At 40.3% G+C, this 24,019-nt stretch carries 23 protein-coding genes and 2 pseudogenes; 13 read left to right on the forward strand and 12 right to left on the reverse strand.

From position 1 onward, the window contains the following. Positions 1-166 precede the first annotated feature (166 nt). Positions 167-661, reverse strand: a complete 495-nt coding sequence (locus FTU83_RS06950; RefSeq protein WP_078188676.1) for an Lrp/AsnC ligand binding domain-containing protein — start codon at positions 659-661, stop codon at positions 167-169. A 133-nt stretch (positions 662-794) separates the two neighbouring features. Here FTU83_RS06950 and putA point away from each other — a divergent pair. The 4 genes and pseudogenes from putA to FTU83_RS06970 all read left to right on the forward strand — a co-directional run bounded on the left by putA (position 795) and on the right by FTU83_RS06970 (position 6,823). After that, a pseudogene (gene putA / locus FTU83_RS06955) lies at positions 795-4,525 on the forward strand (trifunctional transcriptional regulator/proline dehydrogenase/L-glutamate gamma-semialdehyde dehydrogenase). A gap of 229 nt (positions 4,526-4,754) precedes the next feature. Further along, entirely contained in the window at positions 4,755-5,837 is a 1,083-nt protein-coding gene (gene trmA, locus FTU83_RS06960; protein ID WP_180004645.1) for a tRNA (uridine(54)-C5)-methyltransferase TrmA, read from the forward strand. 252 nt (positions 5,838-6,089) lie between these two features. After that, complete coding sequence (locus FTU83_RS06965) at positions 6,090-6,314, forward strand: hypothetical protein (RefSeq protein WP_168378613.1); 225 nt, start codon at positions 6,090-6,092, stop codon at positions 6,312-6,314. Between the two features lie 260 nt (positions 6,315-6,574). Then, entirely contained in the window at positions 6,575-6,823 is a 249-nt protein-coding gene (locus FTU83_RS06970) for a hypothetical protein (RefSeq protein WP_078188680.1), read from the forward strand. A 56-nt stretch (positions 6,824-6,879) separates the two neighbouring features. On the opposite strand, the gene FTU83_RS06975 is transcribed toward FTU83_RS06970, so the two are convergent. After that, complete coding sequence (locus FTU83_RS06975; protein WP_257222540.1) at positions 6,880-7,656, reverse strand: phosphodiester glycosidase family protein; 777 nt, start codon at positions 7,654-7,656, stop codon at positions 6,880-6,882. Between the two features lie 135 nt (positions 7,657-7,791). On the opposite strand from FTU83_RS06975, the gene FTU83_RS06980 reads away from it, so the two are divergent. Then, positions 7,792-8,328 carry a lecithin retinol acyltransferase family protein gene (locus tag FTU83_RS06980; protein WP_078193494.1) on the forward strand — a complete coding sequence of 179 codons (537 nt, stop codon included), beginning with the start codon at positions 7,792-7,794 and terminating at the stop codon, positions 8,326-8,328. Between the two features lie 139 nt (positions 8,329-8,467). On the opposite strand, the gene FTU83_RS06985 is transcribed toward FTU83_RS06980, so the two are convergent. Both FTU83_RS06985 and FTU83_RS06990 read right to left on the reverse strand, forming a co-directional pair. After that, complete coding sequence (locus FTU83_RS06985) at positions 8,468-8,926, reverse strand: SRPBCC domain-containing protein (RefSeq protein ID WP_180026256.1); 459 nt, start codon at positions 8,924-8,926, stop codon at positions 8,468-8,470. An 80-nt stretch (positions 8,927-9,006) separates the two neighbouring features. After that, positions 9,007-10,071: pseudogene (locus FTU83_RS06990) on the reverse strand (aldo/keto reductase). Between the two features lie 96 nt (positions 10,072-10,167). Here FTU83_RS06990 and FTU83_RS06995 point away from each other — a divergent pair. Next, positions 10,168-11,091, forward strand: coding sequence for a LysR family transcriptional regulator (locus tag FTU83_RS06995; protein WP_180105989.1), 924 nt, complete (start codon positions 10,168-10,170; stop codon positions 11,089-11,091). A 9-nt stretch (positions 11,092-11,100) separates the two neighbouring features. On the opposite strand, the gene FTU83_RS07000 is transcribed toward FTU83_RS06995, so the two are convergent. Together FTU83_RS07000 and FTU83_RS07005 are read right to left on the reverse strand one after the other, a co-directional pair. After that, positions 11,101-12,012 (reverse strand): bestrophin family protein, encoded by a 912-nt coding sequence (locus tag FTU83_RS07000; RefSeq protein WP_180010129.1) that lies wholly within the window; start codon positions 12,010-12,012, stop codon positions 11,101-11,103. Positions 12,013-12,147: 135 nt separating this feature from the next. Next, the gene (locus FTU83_RS07005; RefSeq protein ID WP_180004641.1) at positions 12,148-13,875 is read right to left on the reverse strand and encodes a glutamine--tRNA ligase/YqeY domain fusion protein; all 1,728 of its coding nucleotides are present in this window, start codon (positions 13,873-13,875) and stop codon (positions 12,148-12,150) included. 168 nt (positions 13,876-14,043) lie between these two features. On the opposite strand from FTU83_RS07005, the gene FTU83_RS07010 reads away from it, so the two are divergent. Together FTU83_RS07010 and FTU83_RS07015 are read left to right on the forward strand one after the other, a co-directional pair. After that, positions 14,044-14,553: a peptidylprolyl isomerase gene (locus tag FTU83_RS07010; protein WP_078193500.1), complete on the forward strand. Its 510-nt coding sequence runs from the start codon at positions 14,044-14,046 to the stop codon at positions 14,551-14,553. 87 nt (positions 14,554-14,640) lie between these two features. Beyond that, a complete protein-coding gene (locus FTU83_RS07015) occupies positions 14,641-15,360 on the forward strand; it encodes a UDP-2,3-diacylglucosamine diphosphatase (RefSeq protein WP_180004640.1) in 720 nt (239 codons plus the stop codon). Positions 15,361-15,493: 133 nt separating this feature from the next. On the opposite strand, the gene FTU83_RS07020 is transcribed toward FTU83_RS07015, so the two are convergent. Both FTU83_RS07020 and hpaI read right to left on the reverse strand, forming a co-directional pair. Then, the gene (locus FTU83_RS07020; RefSeq protein ID WP_111883736.1) at positions 15,494-15,712 is read right to left on the reverse strand and encodes a transposase; all 219 of its coding nucleotides are present in this window, start codon (positions 15,710-15,712) and stop codon (positions 15,494-15,496) included. Positions 15,713-16,041: 329 nt separating this feature from the next. Then, a complete protein-coding gene (gene hpaI, locus FTU83_RS07025; RefSeq protein WP_168379673.1) occupies positions 16,042-16,836 on the reverse strand; it encodes a 4-hydroxy-2-oxoheptanedioate aldolase in 795 nt (264 codons plus the stop codon). Between the two features lie 252 nt (positions 16,837-17,088). Here hpaI and nfsB point away from each other — a divergent pair, with 252 nt between their 5' ends. Further along, a complete protein-coding gene (nfsB, locus tag FTU83_RS07030; protein ID WP_111883737.1) occupies positions 17,089-17,742 on the forward strand; it encodes an oxygen-insensitive NAD(P)H nitroreductase in 654 nt (217 codons plus the stop codon). A gap of 115 nt (positions 17,743-17,857) precedes the next feature. Beyond that, the gene (locus FTU83_RS07035) at positions 17,858-18,091 is read left to right on the forward strand and encodes a hypothetical protein (protein WP_078188692.1); all 234 of its coding nucleotides are present in this window, start codon (positions 17,858-17,860) and stop codon (positions 18,089-18,091) included. Positions 18,092-18,431: 340 nt separating this feature from the next. Here FTU83_RS07035 and FTU83_RS07040 read toward each other — a convergent pair whose 3' ends face one another. The 4 genes from FTU83_RS07040 to FTU83_RS07055 form a co-directional block, all read right to left on the reverse strand. After that, positions 18,432-19,286, reverse strand: coding sequence for an EamA family transporter (locus tag FTU83_RS07040; protein WP_078193508.1), 855 nt, complete (start codon positions 19,284-19,286; stop codon positions 18,432-18,434). Between the two features lie 111 nt (positions 19,287-19,397). Beyond that, a complete protein-coding gene (gene fba / locus FTU83_RS07045; protein ID WP_078193509.1) occupies positions 19,398-20,435 on the reverse strand; it encodes a class II fructose-bisphosphate aldolase in 1,038 nt (345 codons plus the stop codon). 122 nt (positions 20,436-20,557) lie between these two features. Beyond that, positions 20,558-20,833, reverse strand: a complete 276-nt coding sequence (locus tag FTU83_RS07050; protein WP_078193510.1) for a hypothetical protein — start codon at positions 20,831-20,833, stop codon at positions 20,558-20,560. Between the two features lie 151 nt (positions 20,834-20,984). After that, positions 20,985-22,172 (reverse strand): phosphoglycerate kinase, encoded by a 1,188-nt coding sequence (locus FTU83_RS07055; protein ID WP_180105990.1) that lies wholly within the window; start codon positions 22,170-22,172, stop codon positions 20,985-20,987. A 140-nt stretch (positions 22,173-22,312) separates the two neighbouring features. On the opposite strand from FTU83_RS07055, the gene FTU83_RS07060 reads away from it, so the two are divergent. The 3 genes from FTU83_RS07060 to FTU83_RS07070 all read left to right on the forward strand — a co-directional run bounded on the left by FTU83_RS07060 (position 22,313) and on the right by FTU83_RS07070 (position 23,941). Continuing rightward, on the forward strand, positions 22,313-22,696 hold the full coding sequence (locus FTU83_RS07060; protein ID WP_180004637.1) for a DUF2237 family protein: 384 nt from the start codon (positions 22,313-22,315) through the stop codon (positions 22,694-22,696). Beyond that, positions 22,696-23,289: a nucleoside triphosphate pyrophosphatase gene (locus FTU83_RS07065; protein ID WP_180004636.1), complete on the forward strand. Its 594-nt coding sequence runs from the start codon at positions 22,696-22,698 to the stop codon at positions 23,287-23,289. Before FTU83_RS07060 ends, FTU83_RS07065 begins: the two co-directional genes overlap by 1 nt. A 106-nt stretch (positions 23,290-23,395) precedes the next feature. Beyond that, positions 23,396-23,941 carry a hypothetical protein gene (locus FTU83_RS07070; RefSeq protein ID WP_168379856.1) on the forward strand — a complete coding sequence of 182 codons (546 nt, stop codon included), beginning with the start codon at positions 23,396-23,398 and terminating at the stop codon, positions 23,939-23,941. Positions 23,942-24,019 lie beyond the last annotated feature (78 nt).

Here is a 24,019-nt window from a genome sequence, read left to right on the forward strand (position 1 = left end):
CTCATGAAATACGGTATTCTGATGTGACAAAACCTGAATCCTGGTCGTTAAAGTGTTTGTTTGCACTCATATTTTAACTGTTAGGACTCAGGTTTTTTTATTTAAAGCAAACTATGGGACAGCAGTGGCTAAATGCCCTTTTTTATACTCAATTATTGATGATTAGCTACTTCGGCCGAGCCGCAGGTTTCAGCTTAATTTGCATACTTTCTTTGATTACTTCCATCACAGGATAACTACGCGTTTCCTTGATACCAGGTAATTGCCAAAGCACCTGCCCTGAAATTTTTCTAAATTCTTCCATATTTGCGCAGCGTATTTTCACCACAAAATCAAAACCACCGCTGATCATGTGACATTCTACGATTTCTGGAATTTGACGCACTGCATCCGAAAAATCTTCCAATACATTGGGTGTGGTTTTATCTAGTAAAATCTCCACAAAAACCACAAATCCATTGTTGAGTAAGACCGGATTTAAACGTGCTTCATAGCCTAAAATAAAGCCCTCTTTCGATAATTTTTGCACACGTGCCAACGCCGCAGTGGGTGATAAATTCACCATTTCCGCAAGCTTAATATTGGACAATTTTCCGTCTTCTTGCAGCAGCTCTAAAATTCGAATATCTATACGGTCTAAGCTCAAATATGGGCTAGTCATCTGAATTTTTCTCTAAATATTATTAAAACTATAGTGAGTTATTCGCTAAATATTCTGTGATGATAAATTAAATAAAGGATCAAGCTCAAGATTTATTTGCTCGTCATAGAACTTTGACACGGAAAATTGAAACATGAATGGAAAAGTATTTGAAGTCACGGGAAGCGATGACTACATCACTGAATTTAAAGAAAAGAATAGCTTTGAACAATCGATTAATACAGCATGGCGTCGTGCTGAAACTGAGTGCATTGAAAACTTATTAGCACACAGTGAAATCCCTTCCCCGATCAGCGATCAAATTCAACAATTGGCTTTTGACTTAGCCCATTCATTACGTGAACGTAAAAGCGGTACAGGTAAAGCAGGCATTGTGCAAGGCTTGCTACAAGAGTTTTCATTGTCTTCTCAGGAAGGCATCGCGCTCATGTGTTTAGCCGAAGCGCTACTCCGTATTCCAGACAAAGCAACACGTGATTTACTGATCAAAGATAAAATCAACCAAGGTAACTGGAAAGATCATGTTGGCCAAAGTAGCCTCATGTTCGTAAATGCTGCTGCTTGGGGATTAATGCTGACGGGCAAACTGATGGAAACCCCTCAACAAAAAAGTCTGTCTAGCCTACTCACCGGTATTTTAGCACGCAGTGGACGTGGCATTATCCGTAAAGCTGTAGACGTGGCTATGCGTATGATGGGTGAACAGTTTGTTACAGGTGAAACCATCAATGAAGCGCTTAAACATGCAGAAGTATTAGAAGACAAAGGCTTCCGCTATTCATATGACATGTTAGGTGAAGCAGCATTAACTGAACCTGATGCAGAACGTTATTATCAAGACTATACCGATGCGATCCACGCGATTGGTCAAGCCTCTGAAGGTAAAGATGTTTATAACGGTGCAGGTATTTCGATCAAATTATCTGCCCTACACCCACGCTACCAACGCTCGCAGATCGATCGTGTACATAACGAGCTTATGGCAAAGTGCTTGAACTTGCAGTATTAGCCAAGCATTACAATATTGGTCTAAACATTGATGCCGAAGAAACTGACCGCCTTGAAATTTCATTGGAACTACTTGAGCGCCTGTGTTTTGAGCCTAAATTAGCGGATTGGAAAGGTATTGGATTTGTGATTCAAGCCTACCAAAAACGCTGTTTCTATGTGGTCGACCATATTATTGACCTCGCTAAGCGTAGCCAAAAACGTTTAATGATTCGCTTGGTGAAAGGTGCATACTGGGACAGCGAAATTAAGAAAGCGCAAATTGAGGGTATGAGTGACTATCCTATATTTACGCGCAAAGTTCATACCGACCTATCTTATATTGCATGTGCTAAAAAACTCTTGGCTGCACCTGAGCAAATTTATCCTCAGTTTGCAACACACAATGCGCAAACTGTTGCTACGATCTACCAATTAGCACAGCCAGAGCTTTACTATCCAGGCCAGTATGAATTTCAGTGCCTTCACGGCATGGGTGAACCCCTCTATGAACAAGTGGTGGGTTCGAAATCTGACAACAAACTGGGTGTGCCATGCCGTATTTATGCACCGGTGGGTAACCATGAAACCTTATTGGCCTATTTAGTTCGACGTTTACTGGAAAATGGTGCGAATACCTCTTTCGTCAACCGTATTGCAGATAAAAATTTAAAAATTGAAGATTTAATTGAAAATCCAAGACAGACGATATTAGCGGCTGCTGAAAAAGAAGGTGTGACTGGCGCTAAGCATCCATCCATCCCATTTCCGCAAGATTTGTATGGCTCAGAACGTCGCAACTCAAAAGGACTCGATTTAGCCAATGATCGCGACTTATCTCAGCTCAATACCACGGCAGTACAGCATGCACATACCCAGTGGCATGCTAGTGCAATGGGCGCTAATTTAGAAGAAATTCATACTGCAAGTATCAACATTACAAACCCTGCAAACCATAGTGATGTGGTCGGTAGTGTCAGCGAAGCCAGTTTAGAACAAGCGGAAATCGCTCTCAATAATGCGGTAAATGCCCAAGCTTCATGGAAAACTTTAGACAAAGATCAGCGTGCAGCATGCTTAAACCGTGCGGCGGATTTGATGGAAGCACAATTGCAATCTCTGATGGTGTTGTTGTCACGTGAAAGTGGTAAAACTTATGCCAATGCTATTGCTGAAGTCCGTGAAGCTGTAGATTTCCTACGTTATTATGCAGCTCAAATAATTGATCTAGCAGAGAATACGCAAATTGAACCCCTAGGTACTGTGCTGTGCATTAGCCCATGGAACTTCCCGCTTGCTATTTTCACAGGTCAAATTGCTGCAGCCTTGGTTGCAGGTAATACCGTGATTGCCAAGCCTGCTGAACAAACGCCTCTGATTGCTGCTCAAGCTGTACATATTTTATGGGAAGCAGGTGTTCCCTTCGATGTATTGCAACTTCTCCCTGGCCGTGGCGAAACCATTGGGGCCAAACTCAGCGCGGACTCACGTGTCCAAGGCATCATGTTTACAGGCTCAACCGAAGTCGCACGTATCTTGCAAAAAACCGTGGCACAGCGCTTAAACCAATTTGGCGAAAGTGTAGTTTTGATTGCTGAAACTGGTGGTCAAAATGCCATGATTGTTGACTCATCAGCATTGACAGAACAAGTGGTATTGGATGTCGTTAACTCTGCCTATGACAGTGCAGGTCAACGCTGTTCTGCCCTGCGTATTCTCTGTGTGCAAGAAGATAATGTGGACGTAGTCCGTACCATGTTACAAGGTGCGATGAAGCAACTTCGTGTCGGAAATCCTGCACTTTTAGCAACTGACATTGGCCCAGTGATCGACCTTGAAGCACAACAAAATATTGAAAAACATATTGAGAAGATGCGTAGCAAAGGCTATCCCGTACATCAAATCATGTTTAATGCTGATAGCAATGCGTTAAGTACGGGAACTTTTGTTGCACCAACTTTAATTGAACTTCCACATTTAAATGATTTAGAACACGAAGTTTTTGGGCCAGTATTGCATTTAATCACCTACAAATATGGTGAGATTGAAAACCTATTAACGCAAATCAATGCCAAAGGTTATGGTTTAACCATGGGCTTGCATACACGTATTGATGACACGATTCAAAAAGTTATCGGTCATGCAGAAGTTGGCAACCTATACATTAACCGTAATATTGTAGGCGCTGTGGTTGGTGTACAACCTTTTGGCGGCGAGGGCTTATCAGGTACTGGTCCAAAAGCGGGCGGTCCTTTATATCTTTACCGTTTAATGCATCAAGTTTCTGAGAAAAAACTGGCTACACCTTATGCGGCTCAGGCAGAAACGCAAGCTACACACTTCCCTGCATATGAAGCTTTTAACACTTGGGCGAAGCAGCATTTTTCAGGCATTGCGATTCAAGCACCGCAGGCCATAGCCGCTGGACAAAGTTTTGAGCTACAAGGCCCAACCGGTGAAAACAACCAATATGCCATTTTGGCACGTAAGGGTGTGCTTTCATTGGCTAACAATGATGCAGATCAACTGAATCAAATTGCTGCGATTTTATCGGTGGGTAGTCAGCCTGTTGTACTTGCAGACAATACTTTTGTGTTGAAACACTTAAATAGCATGCCAAAAGTCCTCGTAGACCAATTTAAAGTGATCACGGATATTTATCATGGCAATTTTGATGCGGTTTTACATCATGGTGAAAAAGCTGAGTTATTAAAAATTCAACAAGTCATCGCGTCTCGTGAAGGTGCAATTATTGGCATTACACATTTAGCTTCAGGCCAATATGACATCCCTGTAGAACGTTTCGTGATTGAACGGGCAATCAGTGTCAATACAGCGGCAGCCGGTGGTAATGCCAGCTTAATGACAATGAATTAAACACTGAATTGAACTCCAACTAATCAGTTCCTCACTTAGCTCAATCTTTATGAATGTTCCATAAAGATTGAGCGTTTTTTTAACTACCCCTAGATAAATATTCTGTTTAGCGCATTCAGACTCATCCTCTCGACAGATAAATACAGCCAAAAGTGGAATTAATTTAGTCTTATAAGGTGAATTTTGCTAACATGACTTTTTTTAATATGTTTGCGATTTTTTACTGCATATGACTTCAACTTATCAGCAACAACTTGATGCCAAAGTTGCCCGCATTACGGCTCAATTTTCAGAATACAACCCTCCCTCTTTAGAAGTTTTTCCTTCTGCTGAACAAAACTTTCGTATGCGAGCGGAATTCCGAATTTGGCATACTGAAAATGATATGTTCTATGCAATGTTTGAACGCAATGCAGACAATGAAAAACAAGTTGTAGAAATTAAAGATTTCCCGATTGCAGATAAAAGCATTAATGACTTAATGCCAATATTATTAAATGAACTCAAGGCACAAGAGATCTTATCGAGCCGTTTATTTGAGGTTCATTTCTTGGCAACGCTGAAAGGCGAAATGCTGGTTTCATTGGTTTACCGCTGCCCGCTCAATGCTGAATGGGAAATAGCTGCCAAAGCCCTATCTGAAAAGCTCAATATCAAGATTTATGGTCGTAGTCGTGGTCAGCGCGTGATTTTAACTGATGACTATGTGGTTGAAGAACTCCAAGTTTTTGACCGTAAATATCAGTACAAACAAATTGAAAGTAGTTTCACTCAGCCAAATGCCGGCGTATGTCAAAAAATGCTGGAATGGGCATGTCAGGCTGCCGATCACTCTGATAAAGACTTACTTGAGCTTTACTGTGGTAATGGTAATTTCACACTGCCTCTTTCAACACGCTTTAATCGCGTTTTGGCAACAGAATTAGCCAAGTCTTCAGTCTATGCCGCACAGTGGAATATTGAGCAAAATGGCATTGATAATATCCAAGTGGCTCGTCTATCAGCTGAAGAGTTCACCCAAGCCTACAATGCTGAACGTACATTCCGCCGCCTTGAAGAAGCTGAAATTGAAATTACGAGCTATAACTTCAATACAGTATTTGTCGATCCACCGCGTGCAGGTATCGATGATGAAACACTAAAACTGTTGCAACGTTTTGAACGCATTATCTATATTTCATGCAACCCAGATACTTTGCATGACAATCTCAAACTACTTTCACAAACGCATAAAATCAGCAAATTTGCCTTATTTGATCAGTTCCCTTATACACACCATGTAGAGTCTGGCGTGTTTCTTGAGAAGATTTAAACAAATTATTTCAAGTCATGTTGCTGTCATAAAAGGAGCTTTCTAAAAGCTCCTTTTTTATATTCTAAAAAAGCTTTATTTTCTCGTCACATGCATATTTATGAACAGCTTTAAGAACAAATAAGTTAAAGATTTTAAAAGTCTAATCGAAAAAATGATGATTCAAGTGGCTAAAATTTCACTTTAGTAGTCTTGCTTTATTTATTGGATTGGTTATATTTCGTCCTATGTTAGGTCGCAAATGAAGGCTCTATGAGTTTTTGGCATAAGTTGTTCGCTAATGAACAGCAAAACGGGCATAAGAATCAAATTGCCTGTGTTGAAAATGATTGCTCTTGTAAAACCAATGAACAGCTTATTGCTGCTCTTACAAAGGCAACGGATGAAGATGTTATCCTCGGTATTAAAAAAGTACTCGCTTCGCGCGGTTATAGCCGTAAGGAATTAAATGAAATCCAGCATCTACCTCTACAGTAGAGTCTGAACATTCAATGTTCAAACAAGGCATTCTGTTTTACAGAGTGCCTTTTTCATTTTTAGTCTAATCAAAAGTATGCCGCTTATTTACAGATCAGGTTTGTGGATTGGCCACATCACTATTTACAGCTTTTATGCTATGCTCCAAGGCAAATCAGTAATGTCTATTTTTAAACACACGACAATAAAACCTAATATTGCATCAAATAAGAGGCAGATGACCTCTAAACAGCATTGATATAAAAATTAAAGGAATGAACATGAATAAATTAACAAGTTGCCTTATTGCCTGCTGCATACTTAGTCTAAGTGCTTGTAGCCAAATCCCCAAAGAATGCGAAGAATCTTGGGATAAGCTCGAAGCCCTATCGAAACAAATGGGCTTAAACGAAGAACAAATCAAAGAACAGAAAAAACAGTTTGAAGAAAGTATTAAAAAACAATCTAAAGAACAAGCCATTCAAATGTGCCAAACCCAAAGTACCTTTTTAGGTTTAGTCGGCAAATAAACAGTTGTTTCTATCAATCTAAACACTGTACAGATGAAGCCCGATTATTCGGGCTTTTATTGTTTGCATTGAGATCCTGTTGTATACGCTACAATTGGCCCTAAAGGTTTTAAACTCGAATCATGTCTATTCAACGCTTGGATATCTGCACTAGACACAGATCCATCTAAATACAAGGCATTGTTAATCGATAATTGCTGCTTAAAATATTGTGCAAATGCATAAAACGACACGCCTTCACGACTGATCACAAAATACAACTTGCCGTTTTTGATCCCCACACCATTGCGGATTTTCAATGAATCTGACTGTGGGATAAAGTTTGGATTGATTTTTCCATCTACCACCAGCATTGGACCTGACTGCGTTGCATAACGTGCCTTAAAATCTGTGGAAGCATATTTTTGTGTGGTTGATATCACCGCTTGCTTGCCATTCCATGCTAGAACACCATTCGGCTGAATTAAAAAATTACCAAAGCCTCGTGTTGCACGATTCAAGGCTTTTTTCTGCACTCCATTTTCAACGTATAGACCAACAGGTGCTAAGTCTGCATGATACATCCCGGCATTCATTGCGAAGTTCATCGTATTACACTTACGCGCTAATACCTGCTTTAGTCGCTGTAGGTCTTGATATGGCTGCTGCTGTGTATCATATAAATAGAGCTTCAGTTGACTCAGATCGGAAATTTCAACCACATCCACGGCAATAGGCTGACTGACACGTTTCGCTTGAATATTGGCATAGGAAATACTCGGTGAGAAAATCAGACCGAGCAGCATCATAAAGCGCATTTTTTTAAACATTGAGGTTAATTGAAGACCAAGCATGACCCTATCCATAGCGCACGTTAAAAATCGAACAAATTTTAGCTAAATCATCGCTAAAATAGTCGATTAATTCACAGATTAAAAGTAGACTAATCTTTAAAAATAATTCGGATTTAAAGTAGGACTGGTAAATACATGCATGTGCAGAAAGATGGTTTTCCTCTTGGAACACATCTGATTGTTAAACACTTCGGTTATAGCCATCATGGCATATATGCCGGCCGCGGTAGAGTCATTCACTACTCTGGTTTTGCACACCTTTTCAAAAAACATCCGATTGAAATGACTTCGATCGAAAAATTCAGCCACGGCAAAAAAATTATCGTTCAGTCATATAGCAATCCAAAATTTAAAGGTCGTAAAGTGGTGCGTCGTATGCGCTCTCGCATGCATGAAAACAACTATCATCTGATTATTAATAACTGTGAACACTTATGCACATGGGCCATTACCGGCGTTGAAAGTAGTCCTCAAGTGTTCCGTATGATGAACCGACTCACCACGATTGGCTATGTCAGTTCTCTGATGAGTTTTATGAGTAGCATGATGCTGACCGTGACCACTACTTGCTTTGCTCTGGTGTTCTATATCAAAAAGAAACTGCGTGAAAAAGCCAAAATGCAAATGCCGGTTTATACCTATTTAAAGCGTGAAGAACATAAGAATCGTTAATTCACTGTAGCAGCATTGAACCGTGGCTTTATCAAATTTCAATACATCAGCACATTGCTTAGAAATACTGCGCTAATACACAAGCTTTTTATTTTAGCGTATCAGATGTAATACTTAATCTTGGTCACTCTTCACATTGCTAAAAGTTCGCATTGCTAAAAGGTGGAAATTTGTCTTCAACCAAATTGCTTTGCAGGCCATGTTCTAAATAAATTTTGGCTGCATCCAAAACCGTTGTAAAACCACCTGTACTATCGATAATAAAATCAATCAATGCCTGACCTTGCAGAGGAATCTTTGAATTTTTGATGCGGACATAGGTTTCCATCGGGCTAATTTGCTCAAAAATAAAATCGACCTGAGTTTTTGGTTCTCCCCACTGTATTTGAATTAATTTGTTTTCCTTAATATTCAGCACGTCTACATCGGCGACTGCATTATATTTTTGCCAAGTCCATTGCACCGTTTTACCTTCTTCTAGATATCCACTCGATGCACTAAACCAAAAATGCTGTGTTATTAAAGGATCAACAAAAGCATTAAATACGATATTGATGGACTTACGAATTAACATCTGGGTTTCAATCACGACACTCATCAGCATTCCTACAGTATTTTAATTTTATTCAGTGATAGCACAGAGCACTGATCATTGCCTACCACTGAATTGTTATTGCCCTATTCTGCTGTATGTTCTGTAATAAATGCTGATGTCACTAGCGTGGGATTCTTCTCTATAAATTGCCCATTCCAATAGGGATAGTATGGATAAGGTGGATACACTGCACTGACTGCGTCTAATCGGGCTAACTGCTCTACGCTTAATGACCATTCCTTCGCCGCAAGGTTATCCAACAGTTGCTGTTCATTACGTGCGCCTATCAAAATGCTAGACACTGTCGGTCTGGTTTTCAGCCAATTCAATGCAATCTGTGGAATAGAGTGCCCTGTTTCCATGGCGATTTCTTGCATTACATCTAACACTGCAAATAACTTTTCGTGTTGAACTGGTGGTGCGAATTGTGCTGTCTCATGTAGTCGACTTTGCTTTGGAATCGCATGCTCACGATCAAATTTTCCTGTTAATCTCCCCCAGCCTAGCGGACTCCATACCACTGCACCAATCTATTGATCATGCTGCGCAGGCATCAACTCCCATTCATAGTCACGTCCAATCAAAGAATAATAGACTTGATGCACACTTAGCTTTTCATAGCCCTGCTGTTGGGCAATCGACTGCGCTTTCATGAGCTGCCAGCCTGAAAAATTCGACACACCGATATAGCGAACTTTTCCACTACCTACCAAGTCATCTAAACTGCGCATCAGCTGCTCAAGTGGCGTCGTGCTATCAAACTGATGCAGTTGCAGCACATCAATATAATCTGTGCCTAACCGCTTTAAACTCGCCTCTACGGCTTGAATTAAATAGCTTCTAGAATATCCACCTTGATTGATTCCATCATTCAATCGGATACCCACTTTGCTGGAAATAATCACCTCTTGGCGTTTTGATTGAAGTAATGCACCGAGCATCTGCTCAGAGACACCATTTGAATAAGCATCTGCGGTATCGAAATAATTCACGCCTTGATCAATACAGAGATCAATCATGCGCTGAGCATCATTTAAGCTCGCTTGCCCCCATGCAGAGAAAATTGGGCCTTGCCCGCCAAATGTACCTGCACCAAAGCCAAACTCTGATACTTGCAAGCCAGATTGCCCTAGATTGTGATAATTCATGGTGATTTCCTGTGTTTGATTTATACACAGAATAAGTACAGATGTTTATCAGAAAAACCCTGAATATCAAGAAAGACTTTCTTGATTATATTGATAATGCTGACTGAAGATTTCGACTTATTCACACGAATGGCGACACTGGGTTCAATCAGTCAAGCCGCCAAAGAAGCCAATCTCTCTGTTTCTGTCGCTAGTAGCCGTCTACACAGACTTGAACAAAGTTTAGGGCTACGCCTATTTCATCGCACCACACGGCAACTACATTTAACACAGGAAGGTGCTGTTTTATTGCAACAAGGATTTCCCTTACTCGAACAATTTAATTCGCTACTGAGCCAATTTCAGCCTGAACCACAACAACTCAGTGGCGTATTAAAAATCATATGTTCAGAAGTTTTTGGAAATCGTATTTTAGGGCCAGTATTTGCAGCCTTTGCCAAGTTGCATCCAACATTGACTTTGGATATTGAACAGACCGATCAAAATTTAGATTTGGTCTCGGCAGGTATCGATGTTGCGATACGTATTGGTCAACTAGAAGACTCATCGCTGATTGCTAAACCACTTAGCTTAAACCGTCGTATTTTGTGTGCCTCGCCAAACTATATCGAGCAACATGGCGAACCTCGCTCTCTAGAAGAGCTCTCTATGCACCAATGCATTTTACAGAAATACCCTAAAGGCGTTTCGCAATATTGGACATTCTTCCAAGATCAATACAGCATAAAAATACCCGTTTCAGGGCAATTTCATATCAACTCAGGTGAAGGTGTACGCCAAGCAGCACTTGCAGGTTTAGGCATCTCAAACCACTCCATCTGGCATGTGGATGAAGATTTACAATCTGGCCAGCTCATCCAAGTTCTACCCAAGATCCCTCTTCAAAGTACTGCAATCTATGTGGTAATTCCGCATCGACATTTTGTTCCGCCTAAAGTACAGGCTTTTATGCGACACTTGGACGATTTTTTTCAGCATCAATATGCGTGGTATGTATCGCCTAATTTATCTGAAAATTAGGCCAAGAATTTATCTTAAATTACTGTTAAAAGTCTTAATCAATGGCGGAAGCTCCACCTCTAGGCTGCTAAACATTTCACGCTCAATGTTTCGTACAATCGAGTCCAGCGGCAAATCATTTTCCTGCAAGCCAAAAGGCTCCTCCAGCTCTGCACTTAACGCATCCAAACCTAAAAATAAATACGCAATCAAAGCCACAATGACAGGTGTCCAAATCCCTAAACTGGCCTCTAGGCTAAATGGCAAAATCAGACAAAATGAATACACCGCGCGATGTAAAAGCACCGAATATGAAAATGGCAATGGCGTGGTCATAATACGGTCACAGCCTGCATGGATATCACCCATCGCTACGGTATGACGTGTAAGCGTGCTGTAGATAATGTCTGTAATCTGACCTTGCTTATAGGCTTTGACTAAATCTTTTTGAATAATTTCAAGTAAATACTGTGGTGCATTGATATTGTCTCGGCATTGCTGCCATTGCTGATCCGTCAAAGCTACGCCGTCTTTAAAATGTGCAATATCTTGTGATTCATAGCGTAAGCGATCACGTAACAAATTGCAAAACAGCATGATGCGGTACATCAACACGGTTCTCTGCTCATCTTCAAGGACATGGCTATCACGAATCATGTGGCGTGTATTGGCAATCAATGAGCCCCAAAGCTTGCGCCCTTCCCACCAACGGTCATAACAGGCAGTATTTCGAAAGCTCAAAAAAATCGACAGAATCACCCCAAAGATGGTAAATCCGATGGCTGGAACTTCAGGCGTATTCAGGTAGTGTGCAGCGCTTAGATACACCAAAATCGCCGACAAACTCACGACGACAGCCAACGCAGGCATGACTTTTGGGAGTATCGTGCCATGCCATGCAAATAAAAGTTTAAAACTATTATTTTTATTTCGAATGATCACTTATTTCCCCTCTGTACTGCCTTAATGAACAATTTCAACAATGAAAAAAGCCCAACCGAAGTTGAGCTTAATCTTAACCTACTTGATCTTAACCTATTGGGGATTCAAAGATGAATCCATTTAAAAGCTAAGATTTTATTTGCCTGGTTTGAAGCTGTCTTTCAAATCTAGAATACGGTTAAACACTGGTTTTTCCGCTGTATGATCAAACTGATCTGCAACAAAATAACCTTCACGTTCAAATTGGAAACGATCTTCAGGTTTTGCTTCTGCCAATGCAGGCTCAATGACCGCTTGAACCACTTTCAGTGATTCAGGATTTAAGTTTGCAAGGAAGTCATCACCCACTTCAGGGTCTGACTCAGTAAATAAACGGTCGTAAATACGAACTTCCGCAGCAATACCTTTGCTTGCAGAAACCCAATGTACAACACCTTTCACTTTACGGCCTTCAGGGTTTTTACCTAAAGTTTCAGGGTCGATTGAACATTTCAATTCAACCACTTCACCGTTCTCGTCTTTAATCACTTCATCGCACTTAATCACATACGCATGACGTAAACGCACTTCACCGCCCGGGATCAGACGCTTAAAACCTTTAGGTGCAACTTCTTCAAAGTCTTTACGGTCGATGTAAATGTCTTGAGTCAACGGAATAATACGGTCACCCATGTCCACGTTTGGATGACGTGCATGTACCAAATCCATTGCTTCAGGCAAGTTGGTTAAAGTCACTTTCAGTGGGTTTAACACCGCCATACCACGTGAAGCAGTATTTTCTAAAGACTGACGGATGCAATATTCAAGCATTGCAACATCAACAATACTGCCATCGACTTTCGTTACACCTACACGTTTACAGAAGTCACGCAGACCTTCTGGGGTAAAGCCGCGACGGCGCATACCCACAACGGTCGGCATACGTGGGTCATCCCAACCATTCACAAATCCACCTTCAACCAATTTACGTAATTTACGTTTAGAGGTAATGGTGTAATCTACATTTAGGCGGCTTGATTCGTACTGACGTGGTACAGATGGTGATTTAACTTTCTCTACAACCCAGTCATAGAATGGACGGTGATCAACAAACTCTAGTGTACACAGTGAATGCGTAACCCCTTCAATGGCATCTGATAATGGATGCGCATAATCGTACATTGGGTACATTTTCCATTTATCACCAGTTTGGTGATGTTCTGAATGCAAAATACGATACAAAATAGGATCACGCATATGAATGTTAGGTGAAGTCATGTCAATTTTGGCACGTAGTACTGCCTGACCTTCTCCTAACTCACCATTACGCATTTGTTCAAAACGCGCTAAGTTTTCTTCTACGCTAGCATCACGTTGCGGCGAGTTTTTACCCGGCTCAACAAAATTACCGCGGTTTAGTTTGATTTCTTCAGGGCTTTGCAAATCCACATAGGCATCACCTTGTTCAATCAATTGCACTGCCCAAGTGTAAAGCTGATCAAAATAGCTCGATGCATAACGTGGCTCGCCATTCCACTCAAAACCTAGCCATTTCACGTCATTGGCAATACCGTCTACATACTCTTGCTCTTCGGCATCTGGGTTTGTATCGTCAAAACGGAGGTTACATAGACCTGCGAATTCTTGAGCAATACCAAAGTTCAGACAAATAGCTTTTACATGACCAATATGTAGGTAGCCATTTGGCTCAGGTGGAAAACGTGTTACAACTTGTTCTGTACGACCTGCTGATAAATCATCGGTAATGACCTGACGTACAAAATCTAAGCCTGGCTGTTGTTCCTGCTGCGCAGCTTCGACAGGGGCATTGTTCTTGGTTGTCGGATTGTTAGGCAGGGATGAAACAACATCGTTTGGCTTCATGGTAATAAAATCACTTCTATAAAGATAAAATTAGGATAATTAAAACGCTTTTCTTCATTTTTAACAAAGAAAGTAACGTTTTTACTTGCCTTGTAGTTTACAGTTTGCTTATGCTTCTCACAACCAAAAAACCCATGGCTTTCATGTCCATGTACAGGAGATTACACAATGAGTTTTCCTCAAGTCGAATTAAACACCAATAAAGGTCGTATTGTTCTTGAGCTTAACACTGAAAAAGCACCTAAAACTGCTGAAAACTTCTTACAGTATGTTCGCGATGGTTTCTATGACGGCGTGATTTTCCACCGTGTTATTGATGGTTTCATGATCCAAGGCGGCGGCATGGATGAAAACTTCAAAGAAAAAACAACTCGTGATTCTATTGAAAACGAAGCTGACAACGGTTTAAGCAATGATGTTGGTACGATCGCTATGGCACGTACTCAAGCACCTCACTCTGCTTCAGCTCAATTCTTCATTAACGTGAAAAACAACTCTTTCCTTAACCACACTGGTAAAACAGCGCAAGGTTGGGGCTATGCAGTATTTGGTAAAGTAGTTGAAGGTCTTGACGTTGTTGACGCAATCAAAAGCGTTCGTACTGGTAACCGTGGCTACCACGCAGACGTTCCTCTAGAGAACGTTGTAATCGAATCAGCTAAAATCATTTCTGAATAAGAATCCCTCCTAACCTCCCTTTATAAAAGGGAGGAAAAGTCCCTCTTTTTTAAAGAGGGATTTAGGGAGATTCAAAGGAAAAGATTCGTGACCTATCTGTTTATCGCTGATTTACATTTGTCACCTGAACACCCTCGACTCGTTCGGGGGTTTTTAGCTTTGTTAGAACAATACAAAACTCAAAATACCCAGCTGTATATTTTAGGTGATTGGTTTAATGCTTGGATTGGTGATGACTTCACTGCCCCATGGTTAGACGAAATCATTACAGCACTAAAAGATTTCACTGCTTTGGGAAATCAAATTTATTTCCAAGTAGGTAATCGTGATTTTGCATTGGGTCAAAAGTTTTTAGATAAATTTCACGGTCAATTATTACAAGACGTGGATTATCTCCACATTGGCAACTATAAAATTCGTCTCGAACATGGCGATTTACTTTGCACCGATGATGTGTCTTACCAAAAGTTTCGTAAAGTGATTCGTAATCCTTTCCTATTAGGTTTCTTAAAGAGCTTACCGCTTAGCTTTCGACAAAAAATCGCCAATGGCTTCCGCAAAAAAAGTACAGAAACCAAGCAAGTTAAATCCTATGACATCATGGATGTAAATGCCGAAGCTGTAGAAAAGGCTTTAGAGCTAGCCGATCTACTGATTCATGGACATACCCACCGCCCCCAAATACATGATGTGCATGGCAAACCGCGTATCGTTTTAGGGGACTGGCGTGCAGAACAAGCTCAAATATTAGAGTTTAATGAAAACCCATCTGTGAGTGATTTAAAATTAAAAATTTGGTCTTACTAGTCCATAGCTTTCTAATCGTTAGCCTTTAGAAAAATTTACCATCATATCTGATTAATGTACGTATCCAAACCATGCAAACGTAGATTTTTAATTAAGCAAAAAAAAACAGCAGATCATCTGCTGTTTTTTTCATTTAAGCTAAGCGATATAGCTGGTTTGGGCCAGTATAGAAGCTTTTGCCATCTAGATTCAGGTTAAAGGTTTCGCCTGTTTCTAATTCAATCATTTGCCCAACATCAACCCAAATTAAACCAGCATTGGTATTTTGTTGACGTTTCAAAGGCACCAGTTTTACATTAATTTCGTCGCCATTTACGGCTTTGGCAGTTTGCCAAGTATTTAAAATATTCAAAAGATTTACTCAACATGTGAGCTTTTTGTGACAGAACAAAGAGATTAATCAATCGGGTTTGGAATAATAATTCTGTAGTTACAAAGATAAGATTCAAGTCAGAAGCTTGAATACAGATAAATCACAATCAGCTAAATAAAAAAAGATAAGCAGGAACATTACCCGCTTCGAGTTAAGCAGAAGTATACAATATTGCGCTTTGATTAGCAAAAGTAGGACTTATATATACTCTAAGCCACTACTTTTGCTAAAATTATTGAATTAATTTTTTTAACCAACGAGTAAATTAATTACCCACACAGTAAATAATATAACCAAGGCTGTACCGCTTAGTAACCACCTTCTGTTTTCATTACTTGGGTATCGGTTTTATACTTCGATAAAAGCTCTCGTAACGAATTCATGAGCACACTGGTATCGACACCCACGGCAACAAATTCTGTGCCTAACTCGATATATTTCTGAGTCACATCATGTTGTGTCGACAAAATACCTGCGGCTTTACCCGCCTTACGTATACGCTGAATTGCATCAATCACGGTTTTTTGTACTTCAGGATGGTTCGAATTCCCCTGATAACCCATCGTCGCCGACAAATCCACCGCACCAATAAATACCCCATCGATGCCATCAATTTTCAGTATTTCATCTAAGTTTTTAATCCCCTCAACCGACTCAATCTGAATCAGTAAACAGATATTTTCATGTGCAGTTGCATAGTAGTCAGGAATACTGTTCCAACGTGTTGCACGTGCTAATGCTGCACCTACTCCACGAATACCTTCAGGTGGATAACGTACTGCCTTAACCATAAGTTGAGCTTGTTCAACAGTTTCAACCATAGGAATCAGCAAGGTTTGCGCACCGATATCCAACAATTGTTTAATCAGTTGCACACTACCAATTGGAGGTCGAACTACGGCTTGCGAAGGATATGCTGCAATACTTTGCAATTGCGACAATGTCGTCCGTAAGTCACTTGGTGCATGCTCGCCATCAATTAGCAACCAGTCATAACCTGCGTTTGCAGCTATTTCAGTCCCATAAGCATCGGCTAATCCGACCCATAAACCAATCTGCTGTTCGGTTTTTAATTTTTTCTTGAAATGATTGGTGTAATCCATCGCTGCTGTCTCATGCTTAAACTATGATTAACTACAATTGATTAAACGCCTTTTGGCAAAAACTACCAATAGCATTTATCTATCTTATGATTTTATATAACTCTAATTCGCACTTCATACAGCTTAAATCTGTTAATTTTTAGCCAATGAGTACAGCATATACGACTAAGATCTATCTTTGGAAAATTTTCTCCTTAGACCATTTGGCCATTTATCCGCTAAACTACAGCAAACTATATCTGGAGATATTCGATGGATCTGTTAAACGTATCAAAACAACGCTATACCACGAAAGCATATAATCCTGCTAAAAAAATTCCACAGGAACAATTTGAGCGTTTATTACAAATACTCCGTTTAACACCATCTTCCATTAATATTCAGCCTTGGCATTTTTTTATTGCAGATCATGATGCAGCCAAACAACGCATTGCCAAAGCCTTAGTAGGAAAATATGCCTACAATGCCCCAAAAGTTTTAGATTCATCACATACGATTTTATTCTGTACTAAAGCAGACATCACTGCAGAGCATTTAGATAATCTTTTAAATCAGGATGATCGTAGTGGTCGCTTTAAAGATGACAAAGCCAAACAAGGTCAAAAAGACAGCCGTACAGGTTATGTCGATTATTATCGTAATGAAAAAGGTGATATTCAACGTTGGGCTGAAAACCAAACATTTATTGCTTTAGGTCAAATGCTTTTGGCAGCAGGCATTGAAGGTGTGGATGCAACACCGATTGGTGGATTTGACGAAGCGATCATCACTGAAGAATTGGGCTTAGTTGAACAAAACTTGATTCCTTCTGTACTGATGACTTTAGGCTATCGTAGCGAAAATGATTTCAATGCGAAATTACCTAAATCACGTCTGAATGCTGAAGAAATTTTTACACACCTCTAAGCTTTCCATAAAACCGACGAAAGGGGCAATTTTGCCTCTTTTTTGTCATTTCGGGACTTATTATTTAAACAATTATCGAGTATATTCTGCTCAAAATATACTCAGGTTTCTCCCTATGCCTACAGCTATAAAATTACCTATGAAATTTCATTGCGAAGCGTGCAATACGGTTTATTTACAAAAATATGCGGGCGATATGCTCCATAGCTATCCAAACTGCCCAAACTGTAAACAACCGGGTCAGTTACAAGGCACCATTGAAACTCAAGATTTTCTGAAGCACCCTGTTGCTGTGGGTAAATGTTATTTTGAAAATACCTTACAACGTTTTCAACAACTCACACGTTAAGTAAACATCTAAAACTAAAAGCCCTCAATACGAGGGCTTTTTTAATAACGACATATTTAGTAACAATGTGAGAAAATAGAAATTTTATAAATTGGTCTGAACTTTGCTGAATAATTTGAATCAAAACAACAATTCAAGCAGAGGTGGGACATGTCATATTTACTACAAATGCCGATGAAGTTTGAATGCGGTCATTGCCATCAAATGTATCTGCATACTTATCAATATACTGATCATCACTGCCCTGAGTGTCCAACCTGTCGAGATCAAGGACTGCTCATGGGCGTGGCTGAGTGGGATGATTTACTACAACACCCGATCGTTTTTGCTAAAAATTATCTTAGACAGACATGGCATATGCTAAGCAAACCACACTCATGATCCCTGCAATCAAACCAAATACGGTTGCGACTCTCAATTTTTCTTTAAAGATGATGAGGCCCGCAACCACACCTAAAACCACGACCAAAATATTCATGCCAGCAAATACGATTGCAGGTGTGTCTTTAAGCAACATGTGGGCTTTCACATACAGTGCAATATTGGCAAAGTTTAAGAGACCTAAGCCCAATCCAGCGAGGATATTTTTGGTCTGCCCCAAACTGCCGTGCTGTACGATGTTATAAATACTCGAAAGTAAAAATGCACAAATAAACACCAGATTTAAAGTCACCGCAAACTGCATGCCTAAACCTGAAGCAAATTTTAATAGCACATCAATCAGTGCATAGCCTGCCCAAACGCTTAATAAAAATAAAATCCCCTGCTTTCCATCAATGCTTCCCTTACGCTGTGAAAATAAAATCAGCAATACCGCAAGTACACCAAGTGCAATACCAATGAGCTTAATGGCATTAAAATATTCACTGAAAATAAAATAGGCTGCGCTAAGAGAAAGCACAACAGATAAGCGCTGAGCCAATTCGGTTTTTAAAATACCTGCTGTTTGCAGTGAGCGTGCTAAGCAATAAAAAATCGTCGGCAGTAATACACCCAAAGCCGCAATTAAAACCCACGGCGTTTTATTAATCGAAATATGGGCTAGATCCGGCTTAAACCATAGAAAACATAAAATACTCGCAGATGCATAATTCCATGTGATCATTTGTGCAGGGTTAAAACCCCGATCACGACAGAGTTTTAGAATTACTGAAACGAGAACACTGCAAATCGCGGCAGCAAAGATCAATTCCATGACACGCTCTTATTCTTGAGTTGTATTTAAAGCAATTTTTCTAAGTTCAAATCAAAGAAAAGCCCACTTAATTGTGGGCTTTTCTTCAAAAATAATCTATCTCAAGACAAATTATTTATAGTGACTCACCATTTTCTCTAAAGAAATTGGACGAATCTTGTCAGCATTACCCGCTGTACCAAATGCTTCATAACGATCGATACAAATTTGTTTCATTGCATCAACAGTTGCAGAGAAGAATTTACGTGGGTCAAATTCAGCTGGTTTTTCAGCCATCATACGGCGCATAGCACCTGTAGATGCAAGACGTAAGTCAGTATCGATGTTAATTTTACGAACACCGTGTTTGATTGCGTCTACAAGTTGGTCTACTGGAACACCATAAGTTTCGCCGATGTTACCACCGAATTCATTAATTACAGCTAACCATTCTTGTGGCACAGAGCTTGAACCGTGCATTACAAGATGTGTATTTGGTAAAGCAGCGTGAATTTCTTTAATACGGTCAATCGCTAAGATGTCACCTGTAGGTGGGCGAGTAAATTTGTACGCACCGTGTGAAGTACCCACTGCAATTGCAAGTGCGTCAACATTGGTATCAGCTACAAATGAACGCGCTTCTTCAACTGAAGTTAAAAGCTGAGAATGATCAAGTACGCCTTCAGCGCCTACACCATCTTCTTCACCAGCCATACCAGTTTCAAGGCTACCTAAACAACCGATTTCGCCTTCTACTGAAACGCCACACGCATGTGCCATTTGAACAGTACGACGAGTCACGTCTACGTTGTATTCGTATGAAGTTGGCGTTTTACCGTCTTCACCTAAAGAACCGTCCATCATCACTGATGAGAAGCCAAGTTGAATAGAACGTTGACATACGTCAGGGCTAGTACCATGGTCTTGGTGCATAACCACAGGAATATGTGGCCATTCTTCGATTGCTGCCAAAATCAAATGACGCAAGAACGGAGCGCCTGCATACTTACGTGCACCCGCAGATGCTTGTACAATTACAGGTGAATTTGTTGCATCTGCTGCAAGCATAATTGCACGCATTTGTTCTAAGTTGTTTACGTTGAATGCTGGTACGCCGTAAGCATGTTCGCCGGCGTGATCCAAGAGCTGGCGCAATGAAATAAGAGCCATAATATCCTCCCAGGTAATGCCGCATATTCTACATGCTCAATCATTTCAATTCAGCAACAAATAACACTATTTAAAAAAAAATCCCTGCATTTGCAGGGACTTTTTAAATAAAGACAACAATCTTAGTGAGCTGCTGCTGCTGAAGCGGCTGTTTCAGCGTCAGCTGTTGCTTCGTCTGCAGGTGCATTTGCAATTTCAGCAGGAACATCTTGGTTCTTTTCATCCAATACTGGCTTATCAAGTTCATCAATGGCTTTTTGTTGTTCTGGCGTTGTTTGAGCATTGTCTACGGCAACAGCAGATGCTTCTGATTCCGTTGGTGCAGACTCTTTTTTAGCACAAGCTGTCAAAGTTAATGGAGCAATTAAAAGTACAGCAAGTGCAAGTTTTAAGTTCATCGTTGTTTCCTACTACTGCGAATTAGGTGTTGCGATGAATTTTATTGCAGAAATATTGCACTTTGATGACGGCAAAATGAATAGACCATAAAAAAAGGCTGACCGAAGCCAACCTTTTTTAATACTGTATTATCTTATTGATAATGCTTCATTAAGCACGTTCGATAAGCGCTGCTACAGCAGGAAGAGTTTTACCTTCAACGAATTCAAGGAAGGCACCACCACCAGTCGAGATGTAACCAATTTTGTCTGCAACTTCATATTTATCAATTGCAGCAAGCGTGTCACCACCACCCGCGATCGAGAAGCCTTCAGATTCTGCAATCGCTAAAGACAATGCTTTTGTGCCTTCGCCGAATTGATCAACTTCAAATACACCTACTGGGCCATTCCATAGAATAGTTTTTGAAGTTTTCAAGATTTCTGCAAATGCTTTGGCAGTTTCAGGACCTACATCCAAAATCATGTCGTTATCTGTTACATCTTCAACTTTTTTCACAACAGCTTTAGCAGCAGCTAATGAACCGAGGAAGTCTGCAAAATCACTTTCAGCAGCATCAGCAACAACAACATCTGTTGGAAGTGGTACAGATACTTTTGCAGCAATGGCTTTTGCTGTGTCGATCAGGTCATTTTCACAAAGTGATTTACCAACATTAAAGCCCGCAGCAGCTAAGAATGTATTGGCAATACCACCACCCACGATCAATTGATCACAGATGTCAGATAGTGAAGTTAATACATCTAATTTAGTAGAAACTTTTGAGCCTGCAACAATCGCAACCATTGGTTTTGCAGGAGTTTTAAGTGCACGACCTAGCGCATCAAGCTCAGCAGCAAGTAAAGGACCTGCAGCAGCCACTTTTGCACAACGTGCTACGCCTTCAGTCGATGCTTCTGCACGGTGAGCCGTACCAAATGCATCCATAACGTAGACATCACAAAGTGCTGCATATTTAGCAGATAATTCAGGATTGTTTTTCTTTTCACCTACGTTGAAACGGCAGTTTTCAAGTAAAACCACTTGACCTGGCGCAACGTCAACACCATCCAAATAGTCAGTGATCAGTTGAACGTCTTGACCCAAAGCTTCTGTTAAATAAGCGGCTACAGGTGCTAGAGACTGTTCTGCTTTAGGCTCACCTTCAACAGGACGACCTAAGTGTGAATACACCATTACAGCAGCACCTTTTTCTACAGCTGCTTTAATTGTTGGCAACGCCGCACGTAACCGTGCATCGCTTGTAATCACGCCATTTTTAACTGGTACGTTAAGATCTTCACGGATCAGAACACGTTTACCCGCCAAATCTAGGTCAGTCATACGCTGAAAGTTCATGCATTACTCTCTTTTATTGATATCAAAACGCGACGATTTTAAATGATTATGCAGAAAAACGTTAGCTTCTTTTGCAGAAAAGCTATGTAGAGCCAAAGTTTTGTTATGATAGCGAAAAGCCTTATAAAGATTCAGCGCTTATGTCGATTCATCCAGACCCAAATATTAATCGTTTAAATGTTTTAGGCGAACCCTTGGCAAGCTGTTGTTTTGATCCGATTACCGGATATTTTAGAAATGGCTTTTGCCATACAGCAACAATAGACCTTGGTCAGCATACGATGTGTGCACAAATGACATCTGAATTTTTAAACTTTTCCCAAAAAGTTGGCAATGACCTAATCACACCCTTACCCGAAGTTGGTTTTCCAGGACTACAACCTGGTGACTTCTGGTGTATCTGTGTGACTCGCTGGGTGGAAGCGTATCAAGAAGGATTTGCCCCACCTATTAAAATACAAGCGTGTCACCAAGCGGCGCTGTCTTATGTACCGCTTGATGTACTTATGGAATATGCAGTGTAATGAGTACTCCCAAAATCATTTTGGCTTCGAGCAGCCAAACCCGTAAAGACCTGATGGACCGTTTACGGATTGATTATCACTCAATCGTACCAGATATAGACGAAACACCTCGCGGTGAGAACCACGCCGATGAGTTAGCGAAGCGACTGGCATTTGAAAAAGCTTCAGCGATTGCAAACCAACACCCAGACGCGATTGTGATTGGTTCTGACCAAGTCGCATGGCGCGAAGGCGCACCAGATATTTTTATCGGTAAACCGCTTTGCGATGAAAAAGCCATCAAGCAGCTTCAAGCCAATTCTGACAAAATCGTTTATTTCAGTACTGCACTCAGTGTCCAACAAAAATCGATAGGTTTTGAACAAACCCTTGTCGAGCACTATAAAGTGAAATTTCGCAAACTAAGCTTGCCTGAAATTGAACGTTATGTTCAGGTTGAACAACCGTTACACTGCGCTGGCAGTTTTAAATGTGAAAGTTTAGGGATTAGCTTATTTGAAGAAATGATCGGGCAAGACCAAACTACACTCATGGGTATGCCGATGATTAAACTCTGCAATATTTTGCGTGAGCTTAAGATCTTAGTCCCATAATTTTAAAATTATTATCTGTTACAGCATAATAAACACATCATTAGCTCTTTATGGGCTAATGATTAAAAAGTCACTTACTTATTTATTACAACCAAGAACTGAAAACATGAAAACGTTTAATTTAATTTCATCTAGCCTCATTAGCATTAGCCTTCTATTTTGTTCGACAAACGGTCATACCAATACAGTGAATCAAACTGTGACCAACTCTCAGCAATACAATAAAAACTTAGTCAATGAATGGGTTCAATATAAATTTATCTTTGCTGAATTAGAACAACAAGGCGCTGCAATGCAGGAGCAAATCATTCAACAGCTAGGGACTAAAACCAAAACCGGTGGTAGTAGCACGCCAGAACAACAAATCAATAAACTGGTTGCTCTAGGCAAACAAAAATTTGAAAGCATTCAACCACAAACAGTTGAAGTGAAAAAACTTCTAAAACTACAAACCGAAAATGTTGAAATGATGGCAAAAGTCATGCCGAATCATTTCAAATTAATGTCTGACAAAGAAAATACTAAAATTGACACCAATGCACATTTTGAGCAATTCATGAAATTTTCAGCGACTACGGCTGCTGCCAATAGCTATGATTTGGAAGTTGAAAAATTAGTCATGCAATATCTCAAAGACAATCCTTTAAAATAGTCTCAAGTTAATCGAAATAATTTAATGAAATAGAGCCTTGCTAAAAACTGGAATCTCAAGGGACAATATATCCATTGA

It is taken from the genome of Acinetobacter sp. YH12152 (assembly GCF_013418285.1).
Classification (GTDB): domain Bacteria; phylum Pseudomonadota; class Gammaproteobacteria; order Pseudomonadales; family Moraxellaceae; genus Acinetobacter; species Acinetobacter amyesii.

Excerpts from the sequence above, each read along its gene's own strand:
- FTU83_RS06950 (WP_078188676.1), bottom strand. The coding sequence starts at position 661 with ATGACTAGCCCATATTTGAGCTTAGACCGTATAGATATTCGAATTTTA.
- trmA (WP_180004645.1), top strand. The coding sequence starts at position 4,755 with ATGACTTCAACTTATCAGCAACAACTTGATGCCAAAGTTGCCCGCATT.
- FTU83_RS06965 (WP_168378613.1), top strand. The coding sequence starts at position 6,090 with ATGAGTTTTTGGCATAAGTTGTTCGCTAATGAACAGCAAAACGGGCAT.
- FTU83_RS06970 (WP_078188680.1), top strand. The coding sequence starts at position 6,575 with ATGAATAAATTAACAAGTTGCCTTATTGCCTGCTGCATACTTAGTCTA.
- FTU83_RS06975 (WP_257222540.1), bottom strand. The coding sequence starts at position 7,656 with ATGCTTGGTCTTCAATTAACCTCAATGTTTAAAAAAATGCGCTTTATG.
- FTU83_RS06980 (WP_078193494.1), top strand. The coding sequence starts at position 7,792 with ATGCATGTGCAGAAAGATGGTTTTCCTCTTGGAACACATCTGATTGTT.
- FTU83_RS06985 (WP_180026256.1), bottom strand. The coding sequence starts at position 8,926 with ATGAGTGTCGTGATTGAAACCCAGATGTTAATTCGTAAGTCCATCAAT.
- FTU83_RS06995 (WP_180105989.1), top strand. The coding sequence starts at position 10,168 with ATGCTGACTGAAGATTTCGACTTATTCACACGAATGGCGACACTGGGT.
- FTU83_RS07005 (WP_180004641.1), bottom strand. The coding sequence starts at position 13,875 with ATGAAGCCAAACGATGTTGTTTCATCCCTGCCTAACAATCCGACAACC.
- FTU83_RS07010 (WP_078193500.1), top strand. The coding sequence starts at position 14,044 with ATGAGTTTTCCTCAAGTCGAATTAAACACCAATAAAGGTCGTATTGTT.
- hpaI (WP_168379673.1), bottom strand. The coding sequence starts at position 16,836 with ATGGATTACACCAATCATTTCAAGAAAAAATTAAAAACCGAACAGCAG.
- nfsB (WP_111883737.1), top strand. The coding sequence starts at position 17,089 with ATGGATCTGTTAAACGTATCAAAACAACGCTATACCACGAAAGCATAT.
- FTU83_RS07035 (WP_078188692.1), top strand. The coding sequence starts at position 17,858 with ATGCCTACAGCTATAAAATTACCTATGAAATTTCATTGCGAAGCGTGC.
- FTU83_RS07040 (WP_078193508.1), bottom strand. The coding sequence starts at position 19,286 with ATGGAATTGATCTTTGCTGCCGCGATTTGCAGTGTTCTCGTTTCAGTA.
- fba (WP_078193509.1), bottom strand. The coding sequence starts at position 20,435 with ATGGCTCTTATTTCATTGCGCCAGCTCTTGGATCACGCCGGCGAACAT.
- FTU83_RS07050 (WP_078193510.1), bottom strand. The coding sequence starts at position 20,833 with ATGAACTTAAAACTTGCACTTGCTGTACTTTTAATTGCTCCATTAACT.
- FTU83_RS07055 (WP_180105990.1), bottom strand. The coding sequence starts at position 22,172 with ATGAACTTTCAGCGTATGACTGACCTAGATTTGGCGGGTAAACGTGTT.
- FTU83_RS07060 (WP_180004637.1), top strand. The coding sequence starts at position 22,313 with ATGTCGATTCATCCAGACCCAAATATTAATCGTTTAAATGTTTTAGGC.
- FTU83_RS07065 (WP_180004636.1), top strand. The coding sequence starts at position 22,696 with ATGAGTACTCCCAAAATCATTTTGGCTTCGAGCAGCCAAACCCGTAAA.
- FTU83_RS07070 (WP_168379856.1), top strand. The coding sequence starts at position 23,396 with ATGAAAACGTTTAATTTAATTTCATCTAGCCTCATTAGCATTAGCCTT.